We start from the raw sequence: 18,761 nt of genomic DNA on the forward strand, positions 1-18,761 counted from the left end.
CTAGCTGGGCGTACGCACGAGCTTGGCGACGTCCCCCGCCACCCGCCGCGCATAGGGTGACACGCCAGTAATCGTGGCCGAGCCTGGGCCCGTCCACGAGCCATAGCCCACGGGGAAGAAACCTTCCACCGTGGGCTTTCCTTCTGCCAAAAGCCCGGGGAAGGGGCGCAGTGCTGGGCGGAAGCCGGTGGCCCAGATGAGATCGCTAAATCCTGCGCGGTTGAGCTCCTCGAGTGAGGAGAACATGCCGGTGGCGTTCAGAATCCCACTATCGCGGGCTTTGAGCACGGGCGGGACCATGACGATATCCCCCAGTTCTGTTTCGGGGCCCGGGTCCGGCTCGCCGCGTAGCTTGGCCAGCATGCGCTGGCGGTTGCGGCTAAAGAGCACGCGCCCGTCCACGTCATCTGGCATCCAGCGCGGCGGGTGCGCGGTAAACCACGTGGTGTCCACGTCGGCGAGGGCGAGCTCGGCGGCGATCTGCGCGCCGGAGTTACCGGCGCCGACAACGGCGGTGCGGCCGCTGGTGGCGTGGTTCAAGAAAGGCTCGGGACCCGGGTAGCTTGCCGTGTGCCACTGACGCCCCTGAAATTCACCGGGGTAGAAGGGGATGAACGGCGCGGACCACGTGCCCGTCGCGGCCACGACGGTGCGGGAGCGGAACTCACCGTGAGTGGTGAGAAGGCGGAAGAAGGGGGCGTCGTCAAGCACGCGCTCCACCGCCACCCCGTGCCGGACCGGCAGGTCATAGCGCTGCTCATAGCGGGTGAGGTAGTCCACCACGTGGGAAGCCGGCGGGAAACCCGGGTAAGAAGGCATGGGCCAGCCGGGCAGCGTGGAGGATTGGGCATCGCTAAAAAGCGTGAGTGAATCCCACACGTGTTGCCAGGCCCCGCCGGGGGAGGAGTTAGCGTCGAGGATGAGGAAATCGAGCTTCTGACGGCGCAGGTAATAGCCGGTGGCCAGGCCGGATTGGCCGCCACCCACCACGATGCAATCGTAGGTATGCATCTATTGGATGAGCTTTCGTTCGCGGGCGGCGGAGACGGCTGCGGTGCGGGTTTCCACGCCGAGCTTCTGATAGACGTGGATGAGGTGGGTTTTGACCGTGGCCTCGGAGATGAAGAGCCGCTGGGCAATTTGCTTGTTGGAGGCCCCCGTGGCCAGCGCTTGCAGGATCTCCAGCTCGCGGGGAGACAGCGCGGTTTCCGGCTGCGCCAAGCGCTCCGCCAGGAGGTTCGTGACTTCAGGCGCCAAGGTCCGCTTGCCCGCGGCGGTGTCGAGCACCGCGGCGTGCAGGGTGTCCTCGGGGGCGTCCTTGAGCAGGTAGCCCAACGCGCCCGCCTCCACGGCGGCCAGGATATCCGCCTGCGTGTCATAGGTGGTCAGGATGAGCACCGGGGGCCCATCGAGCTCGCGCACGCGCCGGGTGGCGGCGATACCATCGACATCCGGCATCTGGATATCGCAGACGACGACATCGATATGGGGAGCAGCAGCATCCGCTAGCTTTTCGACGGCCGAACCATCGGAGCCTTCCAACACCACCTCGATATCGGGGAAGGCGTTAAGAATCGCGCGCAGCCCGGCGCGGACTACGGGGTGATCATCGATGAGCATCACGTTGACCATTGCTGCTGCCTCCTGTTGGGATTCGCACCGCGAGGGCGGTGCCGGCGGGTGAAGATTCTACCTGGACGGTGCCGCCAACGCTGCGAACACGCTGCTCCAGGCCGGTGAGCCCGAAGCCGCGCGGACTGTCGATGCCGCGGCCGTTATCGACGACATCGAGGATGATTCCATCCTCGAAAGAGCCGAGGGTGACCACGGCTTGGTCGGCGTCGGCGTGTTTCATGACATTGGTCAGCCCTTCGCGCGCGGCGCGCAGAATGACATGGGAAAACTCGGCGGGGACGTCGGCGCTGCCGGTGAGCTTGAGCCCGAAGCGGGTGCGCAGCCCGAGCCCTTTGGCCTGGGCTTGGAGCTCATCCACGAGTGCGCGCAGTTCCTTATCGATGGAGGAGGCGGGGGCCGCGAGCTCCTTGACGAAGCGCCGAGCCTCGGCCAGGTTGTCCTGGGCCACCTTCTCAATGAGCGCGAGCTGCTCGGTGACGTCCTGTTGCGTGGAGGTGTTCTTGGCGGCGCGGCTGAGCAGGACGATGGAGGAAAGACCCTGCGCCACGGTGTCGTGGATCTCGCGGGAGAGCCGCTCCCGCTCCTCGAGGCGCCCGGCTTGGTGCTCGCTGGCGGCGAGCTCTTCCTGGGTATCACGCAGCTGCTTGGCGACGGCCTCGTGGTGCGCCGCCTCCGCCTGAACCCGGCGGGCGGCGTGATAGACGGCCACGGCGAAGCAGGTGCCGATGAACGGGCCGATGGCCGCGGCCGCGGTCCAGAATTGCGGGTGGATCCACGCGGGGACGAAGGCGGCCACGGCCCACAGGACCACGCTGGCGAGAATGCCCGGCCAGAAGGGCAGTGCATGGATGAAGACGAAGACCAGCGGGAATTCGAGCCACATGAAGTCTTGGGCGTGCACCATGAGGCCGATCCACAACAGGCATAGGGCGGCGAGCCAGAGGGTGGTGGGGACGGGGCGGGTAATGGTGCGGGAACCGAAGATGACGAAACACGTGTAGACCACTGCGAGTGCAATGGAGAGGCCGAGGACGCGGGCGTCGAGGCGCTCATCGGTCCAGGCGCGGAGCACTCCGAACACGAGGAGGAAGCCGAACATGGCATGCAGTCCCACGGTCCACAGTTTGTTGCTCATCATCACGAGGCACCAGCCTATCGCCTAGGTAGGGGAGCGCGAATCAACCAACTGGTTGAGTAGAGGTTCAACTGGCTACCCGATTACTTTCGGCGTCCGCACACGCAGGATAAATAGTATGTTCCTGGCATTGAGAGAGATAGTCACCGCCCGCGGTCGGTTCTTCCTGATCGGCGGCGTCGTGGCTCTAATTACGTTGTTGCTCGTTATGTTGTCCGGCCTGACCCAAGGCCTGTCCAAGCAAAATACCTCCGCGCTTGAGGCACTCGGGGAGCAGAATCCTTATGTGACCTTCTCGACGGAAGATCCCTCCTTTACCGAGTCGGAGATCTTCGCCGAGGATGTCCCCGCTTCTGGTATTCCGCTGGGTACCTCCCAAACCAAGCTGGAGGGCCACGGCGGCGTGGCGGTTATCGGTTTGCCCGCCGGCACCCAGATCCCCGGCTCCAGCACCGTGATTCCGGAGGAAGGCATGGTCTTGAGCCAATCCATCGACGAGGCCCTGAACGCGCCGTCCCGGGGCACCCTCGGCGGCGTGGACCTGGACGTGAACGCGGTGGTTGAGGATGAGTATTACTCCCACTCCCCGGTGGTGTGGGTCGCTACCGAAACCTGGCAGAAGGTCTCCCATTCCCCCGAGGACATGGTGGGCGTGGCCGTGCTTTCCCAGGAGCCGACCGACACCTCCGTGTCCATGGGCAAGGCCCTGTCCGGCCTGCCGGCCTATAGCTCGGAGCGCGGTTCCCTGCTGACCATGCAGGCCTTCCTCTACGGTATCTCCGCGCTGGTCACCATCGCCTTCCTGAGCATCTGGACCATCCAGCGCACCCGTGACCTGTCCATCCTGCGCGCCCTTGGTGCCAGCGTGAAGTACCTGCTCAAGGACGCTATCGCTCAGGCAGCCATCATCTTGGCGATTGGCGTTGGGGTGGGCGCGCTCGTCGGCTGGCTGCTGGGCCTTGCCGCCCAAGGTGCCGTGCCCTTCGAGGTCTCCGCCATGACCGTCATCGTCCCCGCGCTCGGCATCTGGCTGCTCGGCATCGCCGGTGCCTTCCTGGCCACCCGCCGCGTTTCCAAGATCAACCCGCTCGACGCCCTAGGAGGCAACGCCTAATGACTACCACCGTTACTCCCGCCCTGTCACTGCGCGACATCGTGGTGACCTACCCCGACGGCCAGTCCCGCACAACTGCGCTCGACGGCGTGAGCCTAGACGTTAAGCCCGGCGGGCTCACCGCCGTGATTGGCGAGTCCGGTTCCGGTAAATCCACCCTGCTCTCCGTGGCCGCTGGACTTATCGAGCCGGACTCCGGATCCGTTGAGATGCACGGCACCCGCGGGCTCATCTTCCAGCAAGCCAACCTGTTGGCAGCCCTGACTGCGCGCGAGCAGCTGCTCATCATTGACCACATGGAGGGCCGCAAGCCCCGCGGTGACCGGGCTGACGAGCTGCTCAGCTTCGTGGGCTTGGAGGGCTTTGGCAACCGCCGCATGAACCAGCTCTCCGGTGGGCAGCGCCAACGCGTCAACATTGCGCGTGCGCTCATGGGCCAGCCTTCCGTGCTGCTTGCTGATGAGCCAACCTCCGCCTTGGACTCCAAGCTCTCCCGCGAGATTGCCAAGTTGCTACGTGGTGTCACCGATGACTTCGATACCGCAACTCTGTTCATCACGCACGACCGCAGCCTGCTCGACTATGCCGACAACGTGGTCGAGGTCAAGGATGGAAAGCTCTCCGAATATTCCGAGCTAGCCGCGTAAGAACCCGCTCATCTCTCACATGTTCATACAAAGGGGTAAATTAATACCCCGTTATGATTCGACCCCGCAAACCCCGAGTAAGCCCGACTGACTACCCGCGCATGCAGCAGTGGACCGCATTGCATGCGCTTATGTTGAGCATCACCGTGGTGGCCTGCGGGGTCTTTATCGTCGCTGCCCGCAGAATCAAGGGAACCTCCCGCGAGACCTTCATCCGCCGGATGGTGGGCTGGGCCTTGCTGGTGGCGGGTACTGCGTGGACGGTCATCTCCCTGGACCCGAAGCAATTCGATATCCGCGAGTCTTTGCCTTTGCACCTGTGCGATGTGCTGCGCCCCATCTTGGCTCTGGGCCTTATCACCGGCAACGAGCACGCCCTGACCTTGACCTACTTCTGGGGCATCATCCTCAACCCGCAGGCCATTATCACCCCGGACGTCATCTACTACTTCTTACCGCGCTGGCTGCGGTTCGGTACATATTGGTTCTTCCACATCGTGGCCCTCGCTGTGCCGCTAGCGCTGACCTTTGGCTTGGGCTACCGGCCGACGTGGAAGGGCTACCGCTTCGCCGTGAAGGTCACACCTGTATGGATGGCCACCGCCATGGCGGTCAATGCGAAGACCGACGGCAATTATGGCTTCCTTAACCACGCGCCGGGAAGCCCCTCCATCATCAACCTGCTGGGACCCTGGCCTGGCTACATCGCGGCAGAGACCCTCGCCGTCGCAGCAGCATGGGCGGGGATGACGTGGCCCTGGGAGAACACTTCGCTGCGCCGCGGCACGGTGGCGGTGGGGCCACGCGGGCTCATGCGCAAGTCCGTCGGTACCGCGTCCGGGATCCTGCGCCGCGCCACGGTACGTTTTCGTAAATAGCGGTCCGAGAATCGCGAAATTCGAAGGCTTCGTTGCGAAAACGTACCCACACGGTGGTGGCTAGGTACGGATCGATCAAATAAGGTCCCAGATCTTCGAATTTTTGGGGTGCTATTTGATCGAAACGTACTTAGCGGCGGAGCTAGCGCCGGGCCACGGAGCTAGCGCTGCGCGTTGAGAAGCCGAGCGATGGCCCGCGGGATGGCCGCCGCGATCTGGGACGCAGAACAGGGCGCGAAGCCCTCGGGGGTCTCGGCCGCGATGGCCGCCGCATGCGCGTGGATGGCGCCGGCGTGGAGAACCTCGGTGATGGCTCGGGCGGTGGTCGCGGCGGCGGTTTCGGTGGAGGTTTCGGCGAAGAGCTGGGCCATGACCGCGCCCAGAATGCCGGAGAGCACGTCCCCGGAGCCCGGGGTCGCGGCAAAAGAGTGACCGGCATTGAAGGAATAGAGCGGCTGGCCCGGGGCGGTAACTCGGGTGAGACGGCCTTTGAGCAGGATGATGCTGTCTAGCTCTTCGGCAAGCTCGTGGAGGGCGCGGCCCCAGCCGGCTGACGCATCAGGAGCTGTGCCGAAGGTGGCCTCATAGAGGCGGCGGAACTCGCCTTCATGCGGGGTGAGGATGGTCATCGGGTGCTCGGTAGCTTTCTGGCGCAGGGAGGTGTTGCGCGCCAAAAGTGTCAGGGCGTCGGCATCGAGAACGGTGGGCAGGTCCTGCGCCAGTACCTTTCGTAGTTCGGCGGCCGCCGCTGCATCGGTACCGCGGCCGGGGCCCACGACCCAGGCCTGGGCCTGACCGGCGGAGGACACATCGGGATGGCAGACCAGCTCGGGCAGAAGAGAAGTGATCGAGTTATCGCCGATGAAGCGCACCATCGAGGGCGTGGCGCGCACCGCCGCGGTGGCACAGAGGATTCCCGCACCCGGGTAGGTGCCGCTGCCGGCGGCTAGGGCGACGACCCCGCCGGAGTACTTATCGGAGCGCGCGCCTGGTGTGGGATCAACGATGGGGCCGGTGCAGCCAACCGGTCGGGGGCGGGAAGCGCGCCCGCCCGGCAGATCGAGTTCGCCCGATTGCCACGCAAAGGGCGTCGGCACGGAGGGCTCGTGGGCGATGAATGCCGCTGGTTCATCGAGTTCGGCGAGGGTCTCAGCGAAAGAAGGTGCGCCGGGCAAGAAGAGATCGGAGACCACAACCTGCCCGCATTCGGCGGCCAGCGCGTGGCCGAGGCGTGGCGAGCCAAAGGTGACGGTGACGTCGGCGTGGACGGCATCCGCGGCGCACACTCCCGTGTCGGCATCGATGCCGGTAGGCATGTCGACGGTCAAGACAGTCGCCCCAGCAGAAGTGGCGCAGCGGTAGAGGGACAGGGCTGTACCGGAGAGACCGCGGGCGGAGCCGAGGCCGGCGATGGCGTCGATAAGCAGCGCGCTTCCTAAGGGCGCGCTGCCGTTAGGCAGCGCGTCGGAAGGAAGTACCGTGCCACCGGCGGCACGGAACGCAGCGAGGGCCTCCTCGCGGCAGCGTTCCGGAACCAGAGCATGGACCGTGACACCGCGCGAAGCCAGCTCCGCCCCGGCAAAGAGCCCGTCCCCGCCGTTGCCGCCGGAACCAGCGAGAACGAGCACCGCACCGGGGCGTGCCTCCAGCATCACTGAAGCAGCGTCTGCCACCGCCGCGGCGGCCAGCTTCATGAGCTGATCCTCATGAGATTGCTGTTCTAACAGGTGCTTCTCAGCGGCACGGACAGTGGCAACGGTATAAGCGGGGCGCATAACCCACACCCTAGCGCGCGGGTTGGCAGGTGGGGCACCAAAAGAGGTTGCGGCCCTGCATGACCTGCTCCCGGATCTCGGTGCCGCACACATGGCACGGCAGCCCGGCGCGGCGGTAGACGTAGACCTCGCCGCCGTGGTCATCCTTGCGCGGCTCGCGGCCCATGGCCTCCGGTGTGTGCGCGGGGCGAACCGTGTCGATGCGGCCGTGCTCCACGCCGTAGTCCATGAGATCGACCAGGTCAGACCAGATGGCATCGAACTCCGCGCGGTCGAGCTGGTTGCCCGGGATGAAGGGGGAGAGTTCTTGCCGGAATAGGGCTTCTGCGCGGTAGATATTGCCCACCCCGGCGAAGAGTCCTTGGTCCATGAGCATCGCGCCGATGCTGCGCCGCGAGGCATGCACGCGGGCCCACAGCGCATCAGGGTCGGCGTCTGTGCGGAGAGGATCTTGGCCCACCTTCGCCACCTTGGCCTTGTACTCCTCCTCCGTAATGAGCGTGCAGAACTGCGGGCCGCGCAGGTTCGCGGCCATCGTTCCGTTATCGATGCGCAGCCGGATTTGCCCCCACACATCAGCGGAAGGCTCAAAGCGCAGGGACCCAATGAGCCCCAAATGGATGTAAATCACGTGGCGCGGGTTATCCGCATCGAAGTGGAGGAAGAGGTGCTTGCCAAAGGCTTCGGCGAGGGAGAGGGGTGAGGCGTCGACAAGCGCGGCCTCCGCAGCAAACCTGCCCTGGGGGCTGCTCACAGCTAGCGGCGCGCCGCGAAAGTCCGCATTGAGTGTCCGAGCAAGGCGGTGAATAACGTGTCCCTCAGGCATGTCAGGAAGTCTACGCGGGGGCAGTGCTGCTGTAGACTTTCCGGGTACTACCCGTTGAACGGAAGGGCCTAAATACTATGGGGCGCGCAATCGGTTTTGACCGTGAAAAATACATTGAGCTGCAGTCGGAGCACATCAACGCTCGACGCAAAGAAATCGGTGGGAAGCTTTACCTGGAAATGGGTGGCAAGCTTTTCGATGACATGCATGCCTCCCGCGTGCTGCCCGGTTTCACCCCGGATAACAAGATTGCGATGCTCGAGCGCATCAAAGATGACGTAGAAATCCTCGTCTGCATCAACGCCAAGGACATCGAGCGCCAAAAGATGCGCGGTGACCTGGGGATCCTCTACGAAGACGATGTGCTGCGGCTTGTCGACGTCTTCCGGGGCCGCGGCTTCCTTGTCAATAACATCGTCATGACGCAGCTCGAGGACGGCAACAGCCAGGCGGAGGCCTTCATCGAGCGCCTCGAGCGCCTGGGGCTGACGGTGGCGCGCCACCGCGTCATCCCGGGCTACCCCGCCAACATCGACCTCATCGTCTCCGAGGAGGGGTTGGGCAAGAACGACTACGTGGAGACCACCCGTGACCTCGTGGTGGTCACCGCGCCGGGGCCGGGCTCCGGTAAGTTGGCTACCGCACTATCGCAGGTCTACCACGAGAACGTGCGCGGCGTGCAGGCGGGCTACGCCAAGTTTGAGACCTTCCCCATCTGGAACCTGCCGCTCGACCACCCGGTGAACCTGGCATACGAGGCAGCCACGGTGGACCTTAACGACGCCAACGTCATCGACCACTTCCACCTCTCCGCGCACGGCGAGTCCACGGTGAACTACAACCGCGACGTCGAGGCCTTCCCGCTGCTGAAGTCCCTGCTTGAGCGCCTGACCGGCACCGTTCCCTACCAGTCCCCGACGGACATGGGCGTGAACATGGTGGGCTTCTGCATCACCGACGACGAGGTCTGCCGCGAGGCCTCCCGGCAGGAAATCATCCGCCGCTATTTCAAGACTTTGGTGGAGGAGGCCCGCAACGGCCTCGACTCCACGCAGTCCGAGCGTGCCGCCGTGGTCATGGCGAAGGCCGGCATCAAGTCCACCGACCGCCCGGTGGTGCTCCCGGCGCGTCAGAAGGCGGAGGAGACCGACGGCCCGGCGTCCGCGCTGCAGCTTCACGACGGCACCATCATCACCGGCCGCACCTCCCCACTTCTGGGCTGCTCGGCGGCCACCTTGCTCAATGCACTCAAGCACCTGGCGGGCATCGACGATGACCTGCACCTGCTCTCGCCGGAATCCATCGAGCCGATCCAGACGCTGAAGACCAAGCATCTGGGTTCGCAGAACCCGCGCCTGCACACCGACGAGGTGCTCATCGCACTCTCTGTCTCCGCGGCCAAGGACGAGAACGCCCGCCGCGCGCTCGACGCACTGAAGGAACTCGAGGGCTGCGATGTCCACACCACCACCATCTTGGGTTCCGTGGATGAGGGCATCTTTCGCAACCTAGGTGTCCTGGTGACCTCCGATCCGGTCTTTGCCCGCAAGAGCGCGCTGTACCAGAAGCGCTGAGACTCCACCGAAAAATTGGGGATCTTGCCATTAGCAGGCCTAGACTTGCGGGCGTGACTATTGGCAAGATTCTCCTCTACTACTGCTTTACTCCCATTGAGGACCCCACCGCGATCATGCTGTGGCAGCGTAACCTCTGCGAGAAGCTCGGGCTGAAGGGCCGCATCCTCATTTCGGAGCACGGCATCAACGGCACCGTGGGCGGGGACATGGAGGCCTGCAAGCGCTACGTGCGCGAAACCCGCGAGTACCCGGGCTTCAAGAAGATGGAGTTCAAGTGGTCCGAAGGCGGTGCGGAGGATTTCCCGCGCCTCTCGGTTAAGGTGCGCGATGAGATCGTGGCCTTCGGCGCGCCGGGTGAGCTCAAGGTGGATGAGAATGGCGTCATCGGCGGCGGCGTTCACCTCAAACCCGAAGAGGTCAACAAGCTAGTAGAAGAGCGCGGCGAGGAGGTCGTCTTCTTCGACGGACGCAATGCCATGGAGGCGGAAATCGGCAAGTTTAAGAATGCCGTGGTGCCGGACGTGCGCACGACGCATGACTTCATCGCCGAAATCGAGTCCGGAAAATATGACTGGATGAAGGACAAGCCCGTGGTCTCCTACTGCACGGGCGGCATCCGTTGCGAAATCCTCTCAGCGCTGATGAAGAACAGAGGCTTCAACGAGGTCTATCAAATCGACGGCGGCATTGTGCGCTACGGCGAAAAGTACGGCAACGATGGCCTGTGGGAAGGCTCGATGTACGTCTTTGATAAGCGCATGCACCACGAGTTTGGCCAGGGCCTAGAGGATCCGGGCTTCATTCAGCTGGGCCACTGCGTGCATTGCGGGGCGGGAACCAACACGTTCCATAACTGCATCAACGAGGACACGTGCCGTAAGCAGGTGCTCATCTGCGATGACTGCATTCAGCATGTGGAAACACAGCACTGCGGCCGGCCGGATTGCGCCGAGGTGGCAGCTGCCCAGGCGCAGAGCTAGTTTTCGATAACCGGGGCGAGCAGGATCTGGATATCGTTGATGCACCAGATCATGAAGTTGCCGGCCATGACCCAGAAGATGGCCATCCAACCGCGCCAGCGCACATAGGCCTTGAGCTTGCGCACCATGATGACGGCGCAGCCGATCATGCCGATGAAGGGGATGATTAGCGTCGTCGTGGCGAACACCGTGCGCTGGGTCCTCGTGCAAAGCCAGGCGGCATACTCGGCGCGGAGGCAGTTGGTCGTGGTTCCGGCGACTTTAAAGATGCCCGCGAGGAGAAGCGCATAGAGCGCTGAGCCGATAAGGATGGCAATCATAAACCACAGAGCTTGGCGCGAGGAGCGGCGGTTGGCTTCGGCGACGGCGAGGGGGTCGGGTTCGTCGGCAAGCTCGTCAAATGTGCGGGGCTCGGGGCGAGGCAGGTTCGTATAGTCCGCGTCGGACGTGAGATCGTTTTCGGGGTGCTCAGCTGCCATGGTCTGCCAGTCTAACGCGCTTCGGCGGTGTAGGTGCTGGGGCAGACCAGCACGGGCACGCCCAAGTGCGGGAGCAGCTCGGTGGCGGTGCTGCCGATGAAGACGCGCTCGATGGGGCCCATGGGGTCGGAGCCTAAGCAGAGGAGGTCGCCCTTCTTCCACTTCAGCGAGTCCACCGCGCCGGACCAGCCATGGCCGCTGCCGATGGCCGTCGTGACCGAAAGCTCGGGGTAGGCATCCGCGATGAAATCGTGGGCCCGGTCCAACAACGAAAGCGAATGCTCGCGCCAATTGGGGGCATCGGAAGGAAAGGTGGGGGAGTATTCGAGGGGGACGTCGACAAGCCCCTTGGCTGAAAACGCCAGGATGCGCAGGGGGATACCGCCGCGCTGCGCAATGCAGGCCGCGTGCATGAGAGCGGGATCATCGGCGCTGCCAAGATCGGTGAAAGCAAAGTTAATGCGGGTGATGCCGTGCTTAGACAGCTTGATGCCGCGCGGAGTCAAGCCCACCGGAAGCGGCGCATAGTGCAAAAGCGCATCGGCGGTAGAGCCCGAGAAGAAACGGCCCTTGGGTGCGGATTGGTTTGCGCCGAGGAGGATGACGCTTGCGTTGAATTCCTTGGCCGCCTCCTCCAAGAGCTGCGGGCGCGAGGGCCCTGCGATGAGAACGGAGACGTTCTTATCGAGCTGGGACTTGTCTACCCCTGCCGCGTTCAATGCCTGTTTGACGGCCCGCTCGCAGGCGGCGCGCTCCTTCTTGAACCACTTTTTATAGGAACCGGTGAGCTTGCTGAGCGACGTCACGGTGAGTGGTTGCGAAATAGTAGATACCACGCGGATCTGAACGGGCGTGGAACGCGCGATCCACGCAGCAAACTCGATAGCTTCCGTGCCGGTAGAGCTGGGGCTCCACGAAACAAGGACGCGGAGCGGAGGGACCGTGGCGTCTGGGGAGCACTGTCCTTCCGCGGGGTGTGAAGAATTCTTAGCCATTCATCAAAAGGTTCGGGGTCGTTTTATTCATTATCGGCCCTTCACGCCTTAAAATAAAAATCCGCTCTACCGGCGCTTTTTGGTCTATTTTCCTTCCATGATTGGCCGGTAGACATCGGCCAGTTTGGAGATCAGGTTAACCAGGGAGTTGGCATCCTTGATGTCGTCCGGATCGAGCCAACGCAGGATCTCCGCCAAAGCCGCCGCACGCTGGCGAGAGACGATGGTCAGCTCGGATTCGCCGAGCTGGGTAAGGGCGACGAGCACACCGCGGCGGTCCTTATCGTCGCGGTGCCGTTCCACGAAACCTTGGCGTTCCAATTGGTACAGCGCATTGGAGGCGGTAGGCATCCGGATGAGCTCTGCCTGGGCGATGGTGCTCACGCGCGAAGGGCCGCGCATGCGCAGCTGGTTCATGATGGAGACCTGCGACGTGGTGAGGGATGTGCCCTCTGTCGTGCGCTGGAAAATGAGCATGAGTTTGTTGAGCGCGGGCTGGATCTGGCGGGCGACTTCCAGGGCATCCGCGTAAGGGATGGGGGATTCGATAGTTTCTTCACTCATGGAAAATAAGTGTAGCTAGTAATTTCGCGGAGCGGTAGTTAGCCGATTAAAAAATTTGGTTTCCCACCGCGAAGCACTATGAAAGGGCCTAGATTGTTGACGCCGCCGGCACTACACTGTCCGGCGTGAATTCTCCGTCAAAGGCAGAGTCTGCAAAGACAAGGCCAGAAGTGGCCTACCGCAACGAAGTCTCTTATGAATGGGAGCGTGCACAGCATCTGCGTGAGCTTCGCGCGGGAAAGGTGACGCGCGAAGAGCTATGCGATGCCGACTTTCTCCTTCGCGCGGCGGCGGAACACCATGGCGTCGACATGCGCAAGCCGTGCCCGGTGTGTGAATCAGACATGCGGCTGACCCGTTGGGTTTATGGAGATGCTTTAAAACGCCGGGCGGGAAGTGCGCGGAGCGCTGCGGAAATTGCGGACATGGCCGCAGAAGGGCTGGAATTTACCGTGCATTTTGTGGAAGTGTGTCCGGCGTGCCGCTGGAATCATCTGCTTCGAGCTGCCACGGTCTATGCTCTAGGGTAGTTTTGGCTTCCCAGTTCACGCCGGTAAGCTGCATGTATTTACAGTTTCTGTACAGGATTGATGAGGACACGGATCAGTGACCGAAAAGGAAACCTCCGGGCGAAAGTCAGGTAATCGCAGGAAGAGCACCTCACAGAGCGCTCAGCGTTCGTCCGGCCGCAAGCGCCGCTGGCCGTGGATCGTGCTGGCTGTTTTGTTTGTACTAGTGGGCATTCCTGCCCTGCTCTTCGGCTACGCGTATACGCAATACGACGTCCCCGGGCCCAAGGAGCTGCAGCCGAGCCAGATCTCCACCATCGTCGCCGGCGATGGTGAGACTCAGTTGGCCAAGCTCGTTCCGCCGGAAGGCAACCGCCGTCAGGTGACGTTGGAAGAGATCCCGGATTATGTGGAGGACTCGGTCCTCGCCGCCGAGGACCGTGAGTTCTGGACCAACTCGGGCTTCTCCTTTACTGGTCTGGGCCGCGCCGTCTTGGGCAAGCTCACGGGTGATAGCACCGCCGGTGGTGGTTCCACCATCACCCAGCAATACGTGAAAAACACCCTAGTTGGTGACGAATACTCCTACGTCCGCAAGATCCGTGAGCTCATCTATTCGGTGAAGATGACCAATGAGTGGGCCAAAGAGGACATCCTGAACGCCTACCTCAACACCGTCTATTTCGGCCGCAATGCCTACGGCATCGAGGCTGCCTCCAATGCCTACTTCAATAAGGACGCCAAGGACCTCACCGTGGAGGAAGGCGCCATGCTCGCCGGCCTCATCCAGTCCCCATCGGTCTTGGATCCGTGGGTGGATGAGGAACGCTCGCAGAACCGCTGGAACTACGTCATGGATGGCCTGGTTGAGATGGGCGATCTGGATGCGGCTGAGCGGTCCCAGATGGCTTTCCCGGAGACCCGTGATCCCAGCGAATACTCCGCCTACACCGAGGCACCCGGTGCTTATGGGCACATCAAGAACCAAGTCACCGGCGAGTTGGCACGCGTGGGAATTACCGAGGACCAGCTGGCCACCGGTGGCCTCAAGGTGACCACCACCATTGACATGACTGTGCAAAACGCGTCGACAGACGCGGCCCACGAGCAGCTTGCGGTGCTGCAGGAGGACGCCCGTGCTGCAGCCGTGACCATCGACCCAGCTACGGGTGCAGTGCGCGGTTACTTCGGCGGGGATGATGCCAATGGTTGGGATTACGCCAACTCCCCGCTGCAGACCGGTTCGGTCTTCAAGATCATGGCGTTGGCAGCAGCCCTCCAGCAGGGCATCGATCTCAATACCTATTACTCCTCGGCGCCCTACCAGCTGCCCGGATCGCAGATCGTGACCAACGTGGGCGGCGGATGTGGCAGCTGCAGCATCGCCGAGGCGCTGAAGAATTCCTATAACACCTCCTTCTTGCGCCTCCAGGACGACCTGGAAAACAAGATGCAGGACACCGCAGACATGGCGCACGCATTGGGCGTTGCGCGCAGCCTGCCGGGGATTGAAAAGACCCTGACAGAGAACGGCGGTGCGCCGTACGAAGGCATCGTGCTGGGTCAGTACCAATCGCGCCCGCTCGACATGGCGACGGCAATGGCTACCTTGACCAACCAGGGTGTGTGGCACCAACCGCACTTCGTGCAGAAGGTTGAAAACGCGAACGGCGAGGTTCTTTATGAGAACCCGACCGACGGCGGTGAGCGCCGTGTCTCCGCCAACGTGGCTAACAACGTTATTTCTGCGATGCAGCCAATTGCCGCATGGTCGAATGGCGCGCTAGCTGGCGGGCGCCCGTCTGCGTCTAAGACTGGTACCACGCAGCTGGGTGACACCGGTCAGAACAAAGATGCGTGGATGGTCGGTTCCACGCCCCAGCTGGCTACAGCAGTGTGGGTAGGCACGGCCGACAACACCTCCGCGATTTTCAATCAGTGGGGCGGCATCATGTACGGCTCGGACGCACCGACGAAGATCTGGAAGTCCATCTTGGATACCTCTCTGGCTAATGCTGAGCAGCAGACCTTCCCGCAGGCCTATCCGATCAACTACGGCGTCGGCAGCTGGGGTTCGGGCTATGTCTATGACCCGAGCCAGACCACGACGTGGGACCAGACCCCGGCAAGCCCGGAGGGCGAAGCCGCTGAGGGCGAGGGCGAGGAAAAACCAGAGGAAGGCCAACACCATGACGAGGGGCATGGTGATGCCCCGGCGCAGCCGGCCCAGCCTGAGCAACCGGCTCAGCCCGCCGATCCTGAGGTCCCCTCGCTGGATGAGATTCTCAATGGAGATGGCCTCGACCAACTACTTGGCCAATAGGAGACTGATCCCTGGTGAGCCAACACACGACTTCTCAGCTAGTCCCTCTCTCTTCTGAGTCGATGGCCCGCGGCGCCGTCGACGCCCTGGGCGGGCCGACGGGGCGTTTTGCTCGCTCGGCCCACTCCGGGTGGTGGACTCCTTTGCGAGTGATCATCACGCTGGCGTGGACATTCCTGGCGTTTGGGTTCTTGAGTAAGACCAACTGTGCGGTTAGCACCCGGGGTGAGGATGGCCTCATCAGCCTGAACTGGGCTGGCAACCGCCAGTACGCGTCCTTCTGTTACAACGACATCATCCCGCTCTATGGGGGCCGTGGACTAGACCAGCCGGGCTTCCCCTACGCCTATTCCTGGGTTGAGGGGGATATCACGCGCTACATGGAGTACCCCGTATTGGCGGGTATGTTCCAGGGCGCCGTCGCTTGGCTGGCGCGCACCACCTACCCGGCCGTCGAGTGGATTGGGATTGCCGATGTCAGTTGGTACTTCGGGTTGACCGCGCTCATCATGTCCCTCGTGTGGGTAGGCACCGTGGTTATGGTTTTCCAGCTCACGGGTAACCGGGCGTGGGACACCGTCCTCATGGCAGCTAGCCCCCTCGTGGTCATGCATGCCTTTACCAATTGGGACATCCCGTCGGTGGCGTTCATGGTCGGCGCTCTGCTTGCGGTGACCAAGGGCAAGAACTGGCTCGCCGGCATTCTCATTGGGCTTGGCACGGCCTTTAAGCTGTGGCCCCTGTTTATTCTGGGTGCCTTTCTGGTGCTGGCCATCCGCAACAAGCGCTGGGCACCTTTCATCAAGATGTTCGTGGCAACTGTTGTGACGTGGCTCGTGGTGAACCTTCCCGTGGCGGTGGCCTACCCCGAAGCTTGGCGCGAATTCTTCCGGCTCAACCAAGAGCGTGGGTTGGATTGGACCACGATCTATGCGCTCCTGAGCCGAATTGGGGGAGTCGACCTTGAAAACGAATTCGTTAATACCTTCTCCCTCGTGGCCTTCCTGGCGTGCTGCGCGGCAATCGCCATCATGGGGCTCAAAACCCCGCGTGCGCCGCGGGTGGCTGAGATGATCTACCTCATCATCATGGCCTTCCTCATCTTCAATAAGGTGTGGTCGCCGCAGTACTCGCTGTGGCTCATTGTCCCGGCGCTCTTGGCGCTTCCGCGGTGGCGGCTCATCTTTAGCTGGGCGCTTGCCGACGCCCTCCTCTGGCCCATCCTCACCTGGCACATGCTCGGGTCGGAGAACAAGGGCCTGCCGCACGAGATGCTGGACATCGCGGTGATTACGCGCGATGGTTTCATCATCGCCATCGGCGTGCTCATCATCCGTCAGATGTGGGGCAAGTCGGAAGACAAGGTCCGTGCCGCGCACGGTGGCAGGGATCCGCTGGCGGGGGACTTTGCGCGATGACCATAACAATCGTGGGCATCATCTCCATCACGATAGGTTTCTTGTGCGTATTGGGCGCCTATTACCTGTTTCAGCGCTCTCAAGACCGAACCTGGCCCATCATGCTGGGGTTGCTGGCTCTGCTTTTCCTTACGGTGATACCTGCGAGTTCGGCAATCTTCGTCGCCGCGACTCACTAGGGGGCGGCCGAGGAGACAAGGGATTTCCTTTTCCGCCGGTCAGTGCGGTACTGTGTGAGGGTTGCTTGACGCAACAGACCCTCCTGCCATATCCGCAAAGGTGATATGGCCGATACCAATTACTAGACCATAGGAGGTGATGAGGTCCGTGCGTCACTACGAAGTCATGATCATTCTGGATCCTAATCAGGATGAGCGCACCGTAACCCCGTCCCTAGACAAGTTCCTCGAAGCAATCCGCAAGGATGGCGGCAAAGTCGAAAAGGTTGATGTGTGGGGCAAGCGCCGTCTTGCATACCCGATCAACAAGAAGGAAGAGGGCATCTACGCAGTCGTGGATCTGGAGTGCGAATCCCACTCCGTTCTCGAGCTCGATCGCCGTCTGAACCTGAACGACTCCATTCTGCGTACCAAGGTTCTGCGCACCGACAGCAAATAGCGGATACTGGGTTTCGAGCAATCCACGTAACCGATATTAAGGAGTAAAGACATGGCTCAGGGAGATACCAATATCACGGTCGTCGGCAACATTGTCGCCGACCCAGAACTGCGTTTCACCCCGGCGGGTGCCGCAGTGGCAAATTTCCGTGTTGCCTCCACCCCGCGTCGCTATAATCAGCAGACTTCCCAGTGGGAGGATGGCGAGGCCATGTTCCTCACCTGCAACGTGTGGCGCCAAGCCGCAGAAAACGTTGCGGAGACCCTGACCAAGGGCATGCGCGTTATTGTTACTGGCCGTTTGCGTCAGCGCTCTTACCAGACTCGTGAGGGCGAGAACCGTACTGTCTTTGAGATCGAGGTCGATGAGGTCGGCCCGTCCCTGCGTTATGCAACCGCTCAGGTAAACCGCAAGTCCGGCAACGGTGGCGGAAACTACGGCGGCGGCCAGCAGCAGGGTGGTGCTAACTACGGCGGCGGCAACCAAGGCGGTTTCTCCGGAAACCAGGGTGGTTTCTCTGGAAACCAGTCCCAGTCTTCTGCCCCGCAGCAGTCCCAGCAGTCGGCTCCGAGCAACGATCCGTGGAATTCGGCACCCCAAGCGGGAAGCTTTGGTGGTGCGGATGCAGAACCCCCGTTCTAAGACTGTCACGCAAGTATTCATTTAACTCAATTGAAAGGCAGGGATCATGAAGCTGATCCTCACCGCTGCCGTTGAGAACCTCGGCGCCCCCGGCGAAATTGTAGAGGTTAAGGACGGCTACGGACGTAACTACCTGCTTCCGCGCGGCCTGGCAATCGTTGCCACCCGCGGTGCTGAGAAGCAGATCGAGGGCATCAAGCGTGCCCAGGAAGCTCGCGCAATCCGCGACCTGGACCATGCACGCGAGATCCGTACCCAGCTGGAGGAGCTCAAGGACGTCAACGTCCCCGTGAAGACCTCCGAGTCCGGCAAGCTCTTCGGCTCCGTGTCCGCAGAGGACATCGTGAAGGCCGTTGCCGCCGCTGGCGGCCCGAAGCTGGACAAGCGCATCGTTGTGCTTCCCAAGGGCCTGGTCAAGAAGACCGGCAACTACCAAGTCGAGCTGAAGCTGCACGCTGACGTTATCGGCAAGGTGAACTTCTCGGTCGTCGCTGCCTAAGAACTAAGGCGCACGACGGTCACCCTCCGTCCAGCCGCGTGTGAGGCGCGGCGATGGTACGCAGGTACGTGACCCTCAGACAACAGCAAGGTTTAAGGCCGTGCTCCTCCCACTATGTGAGGTGGTGGAAGGTGTACGGCCTTTAGC

19 protein-coding genes are annotated in these 18,761 nt (G+C 62.4%); 11 read left to right on the forward strand and 8 right to left on the reverse strand.

The annotated features are described in order from the left end of the window. Genes ACUY3D_RS08655 through ACUY3D_RS08665 form a run of 3 tightly spaced genes read right to left on the reverse strand, consistent with a single transcriptional unit; the run spans position 1 to position 2,773 of the window. Positions 1-1,011: an NAD(P)-binding domain-containing protein gene (locus tag ACUY3D_RS08655; protein WP_448240879.1), complete on the reverse strand. Its 1,011-nt coding sequence runs from the start codon at positions 1,009-1,011 to the stop codon at positions 1-3. Then, positions 1,012-1,632 carry a response regulator gene (locus ACUY3D_RS08660; protein ID WP_448240880.1) on the reverse strand — a complete coding sequence of 207 codons (621 nt, stop codon included), beginning with the start codon at positions 1,630-1,632 and terminating at the stop codon, positions 1,012-1,014. After that, positions 1,607-2,773 (reverse strand): sensor histidine kinase, encoded by a 1,167-nt coding sequence (locus ACUY3D_RS08665; RefSeq protein WP_448240881.1) that lies wholly within the window; start codon positions 2,771-2,773, stop codon positions 1,607-1,609. The genes ACUY3D_RS08660 and ACUY3D_RS08665 overlap by 26 nt, the downstream gene beginning before the upstream one ends. Positions 2,774-2,888: 115 nt before the next feature. On the opposite strand from ACUY3D_RS08665, the gene ACUY3D_RS08670 reads away from it, so the two are divergent. The 3 genes from ACUY3D_RS08670 to ACUY3D_RS08680 are packed head-to-tail and all read left to right on the forward strand — an operon-like array spanning position 2,889 to position 5,409. Beyond that, positions 2,889-3,884 (forward strand): ABC transporter permease, encoded by a 996-nt coding sequence (locus ACUY3D_RS08670; RefSeq protein WP_070524189.1) that lies wholly within the window; start codon positions 2,889-2,891, stop codon positions 3,882-3,884. Next, positions 3,884-4,531, forward strand: a complete 648-nt coding sequence (locus tag ACUY3D_RS08675) for an ABC transporter ATP-binding protein (RefSeq protein ID WP_070745199.1) — start codon at positions 3,884-3,886, stop codon at positions 4,529-4,531. The genes ACUY3D_RS08670 and ACUY3D_RS08675 overlap by 1 nt, the downstream gene beginning before the upstream one ends. A 53-nt stretch (positions 4,532-4,584) precedes the next feature. Continuing rightward, on the forward strand, positions 4,585-5,409 hold the full coding sequence (locus ACUY3D_RS08680; RefSeq protein WP_144014779.1) for a YwaF family protein: 825 nt from the start codon (positions 4,585-4,587) through the stop codon (positions 5,407-5,409). A gap of 161 nt (positions 5,410-5,570) precedes the next feature. Here ACUY3D_RS08680 and ACUY3D_RS08685 read toward each other — a convergent pair whose 3' ends face one another. Together ACUY3D_RS08685 and ACUY3D_RS08690 are read right to left on the reverse strand one after the other, a co-directional pair. Beyond that, a complete protein-coding gene (locus tag ACUY3D_RS08685) occupies positions 5,571-7,184 on the reverse strand; it encodes an NAD(P)H-hydrate epimerase (protein WP_070524196.1) in 1,614 nt (537 codons plus the stop codon). 10 nt (positions 7,185-7,194) lie between these two features. Then, a complete protein-coding gene (locus tag ACUY3D_RS08690) occupies positions 7,195-8,010 on the reverse strand; it encodes an Fpg/Nei family DNA glycosylase (RefSeq protein WP_070729677.1) in 816 nt (271 codons plus the stop codon). A 77-nt stretch (positions 8,011-8,087) separates the two neighbouring features. Between ACUY3D_RS08690 and ACUY3D_RS08695 the strand changes: the two genes are divergently transcribed. Both ACUY3D_RS08695 and trhO read left to right on the forward strand, forming a co-directional pair. Further along, the gene (locus ACUY3D_RS08695) at positions 8,088-9,584 is read left to right on the forward strand and encodes a DUF1846 domain-containing protein (protein ID WP_070524200.1); all 1,497 of its coding nucleotides are present in this window, start codon (positions 8,088-8,090) and stop codon (positions 9,582-9,584) included. Between the two features lie 53 nt (positions 9,585-9,637). Then, positions 9,638-10,567, forward strand: coding sequence for an oxygen-dependent tRNA uridine(34) hydroxylase TrhO (trhO, locus tag ACUY3D_RS08700; protein WP_070524202.1), 930 nt, complete (start codon positions 9,638-9,640; stop codon positions 10,565-10,567). Here trhO and ACUY3D_RS08705 read toward each other — a convergent pair. From ACUY3D_RS08705 to ACUY3D_RS08715, 3 genes are all read right to left on the reverse strand, one after another. Then, on the reverse strand, positions 10,564-11,046 hold the full coding sequence (locus tag ACUY3D_RS08705) for a hypothetical protein (protein ID WP_070533724.1): 483 nt from the start codon (positions 11,044-11,046) through the stop codon (positions 10,564-10,566). The two genes, trhO and ACUY3D_RS08705, sit on opposite strands and share 4 nt — an antisense overlap. A gap of 11 nt (positions 11,047-11,057) precedes the next feature. Continuing rightward, positions 11,058-12,041, reverse strand: coding sequence for a universal stress protein (locus ACUY3D_RS08710; RefSeq protein WP_070524206.1), 984 nt, complete (start codon positions 12,039-12,041; stop codon positions 11,058-11,060). 84 nt (positions 12,042-12,125) lie between these two features. Then, positions 12,126-12,605 (reverse strand): MarR family winged helix-turn-helix transcriptional regulator, encoded by a 480-nt coding sequence (locus ACUY3D_RS08715; protein WP_448240886.1) that lies wholly within the window; start codon positions 12,603-12,605, stop codon positions 12,126-12,128. 170 nt (positions 12,606-12,775) lie between these two features. Between ACUY3D_RS08715 and ACUY3D_RS08720 the strand changes: the two genes are divergently transcribed. The 6 genes from ACUY3D_RS08720 (at position 12,776) to rplI (ending at position 18,614) form a co-directional block, all read left to right on the forward strand. Continuing rightward, positions 12,776-13,135, forward strand: coding sequence for a DUF5318 family protein (locus ACUY3D_RS08720; protein WP_070644730.1), 360 nt, complete (start codon positions 12,776-12,778; stop codon positions 13,133-13,135). Positions 13,136-13,211: 76 nt separating this feature from the next. Then, positions 13,212-15,437 carry a transglycosylase domain-containing protein gene (locus ACUY3D_RS08725; protein ID WP_101736538.1) on the forward strand — a complete coding sequence of 742 codons (2,226 nt, stop codon included), beginning with the start codon at positions 13,212-13,214 and terminating at the stop codon, positions 15,435-15,437. Positions 15,438-15,499: 62 nt separating this feature from the next. Continuing rightward, positions 15,500-16,855 carry a glycosyltransferase family 87 protein gene (locus ACUY3D_RS08730; RefSeq protein WP_101736537.1) on the forward strand — a complete coding sequence of 452 codons (1,356 nt, stop codon included), beginning with the start codon at positions 15,500-15,502 and terminating at the stop codon, positions 16,853-16,855. Between the two features lie 327 nt (positions 16,856-17,182). Then, positions 17,183-17,473 (forward strand): 30S ribosomal protein S6, encoded by a 291-nt coding sequence (rpsF, locus tag ACUY3D_RS08735; protein WP_180952128.1) that lies wholly within the window; start codon positions 17,183-17,185, stop codon positions 17,471-17,473. Positions 17,474-17,524: 51 nt separating this feature from the next. After that, a complete protein-coding gene (locus tag ACUY3D_RS08740) occupies positions 17,525-18,115 on the forward strand; it encodes a single-stranded DNA-binding protein (protein WP_010187897.1) in 591 nt (196 codons plus the stop codon). 46 nt (positions 18,116-18,161) lie between these two features. Then, positions 18,162-18,614 (forward strand): 50S ribosomal protein L9, encoded by a 453-nt coding sequence (rplI, locus tag ACUY3D_RS08745; protein ID WP_070524218.1) that lies wholly within the window; start codon positions 18,162-18,164, stop codon positions 18,612-18,614. Positions 18,615-18,761: the final 147 nt, after the last annotated feature.

The sequence above is a fragment of the Corynebacterium guaraldiae genome (assembly GCF_053480195.1).

Coding starts and splice junctions, on each gene's coding strand:
- ACUY3D_RS08655 (WP_448240879.1), bottom strand. CDS start 1,011: ATGCATACCTACGATTGCATCGTGGTGGGTGGCGGCCAATCCGGCCTG.
- ACUY3D_RS08660 (WP_448240880.1), bottom strand. CDS start 1,632: ATGGTCAACGTGATGCTCATCGATGATCACCCCGTAGTCCGCGCCGGG.
- ACUY3D_RS08665 (WP_448240881.1), bottom strand. CDS start 2,773: ATGATGAGCAACAAACTGTGGACCGTGGGACTGCATGCCATGTTCGGC.
- ACUY3D_RS08670 (WP_070524189.1), top strand. CDS start 2,889: ATGTTCCTGGCATTGAGAGAGATAGTCACCGCCCGCGGTCGGTTCTTC.
- ACUY3D_RS08675 (WP_070745199.1), top strand. CDS start 3,884: ATGACTACCACCGTTACTCCCGCCCTGTCACTGCGCGACATCGTGGTG.
- ACUY3D_RS08680 (WP_144014779.1), top strand. CDS start 4,585: ATGATTCGACCCCGCAAACCCCGAGTAAGCCCGACTGACTACCCGCGC.
- ACUY3D_RS08685 (WP_070524196.1), bottom strand. CDS start 7,184: ATGCGCCCCGCTTATACCGTTGCCACTGTCCGTGCCGCTGAGAAGCAC.
- ACUY3D_RS08690 (WP_070729677.1), bottom strand. CDS start 8,010: ATGCCTGAGGGACACGTTATTCACCGCCTTGCTCGGACACTCAATGCG.
- ACUY3D_RS08695 (WP_070524200.1), top strand. CDS start 8,088: ATGGGGCGCGCAATCGGTTTTGACCGTGAAAAATACATTGAGCTGCAG.
- ACUY3D_RS08705 (WP_070533724.1), bottom strand. CDS start 11,046: ATGGCAGCTGAGCACCCCGAAAACGATCTCACGTCCGACGCGGACTAT.
- ACUY3D_RS08710 (WP_070524206.1), bottom strand. CDS start 12,041: ATGGCTAAGAATTCTTCACACCCCGCGGAAGGACAGTGCTCCCCAGAC.
- ACUY3D_RS08715 (WP_448240886.1), bottom strand. CDS start 12,605: ATGAGTGAAGAAACTATCGAATCCCCCATCCCTTACGCGGATGCCCTG.
- ACUY3D_RS08730 (WP_101736537.1), top strand. CDS start 15,500: ATGGCCCGCGGCGCCGTCGACGCCCTGGGCGGGCCGACGGGGCGTTTT.
- ACUY3D_RS08740 (WP_010187897.1), top strand. CDS start 17,525: ATGGCTCAGGGAGATACCAATATCACGGTCGTCGGCAACATTGTCGCC.
- rplI (WP_070524218.1), top strand. CDS start 18,162: ATGAAGCTGATCCTCACCGCTGCCGTTGAGAACCTCGGCGCCCCCGGC.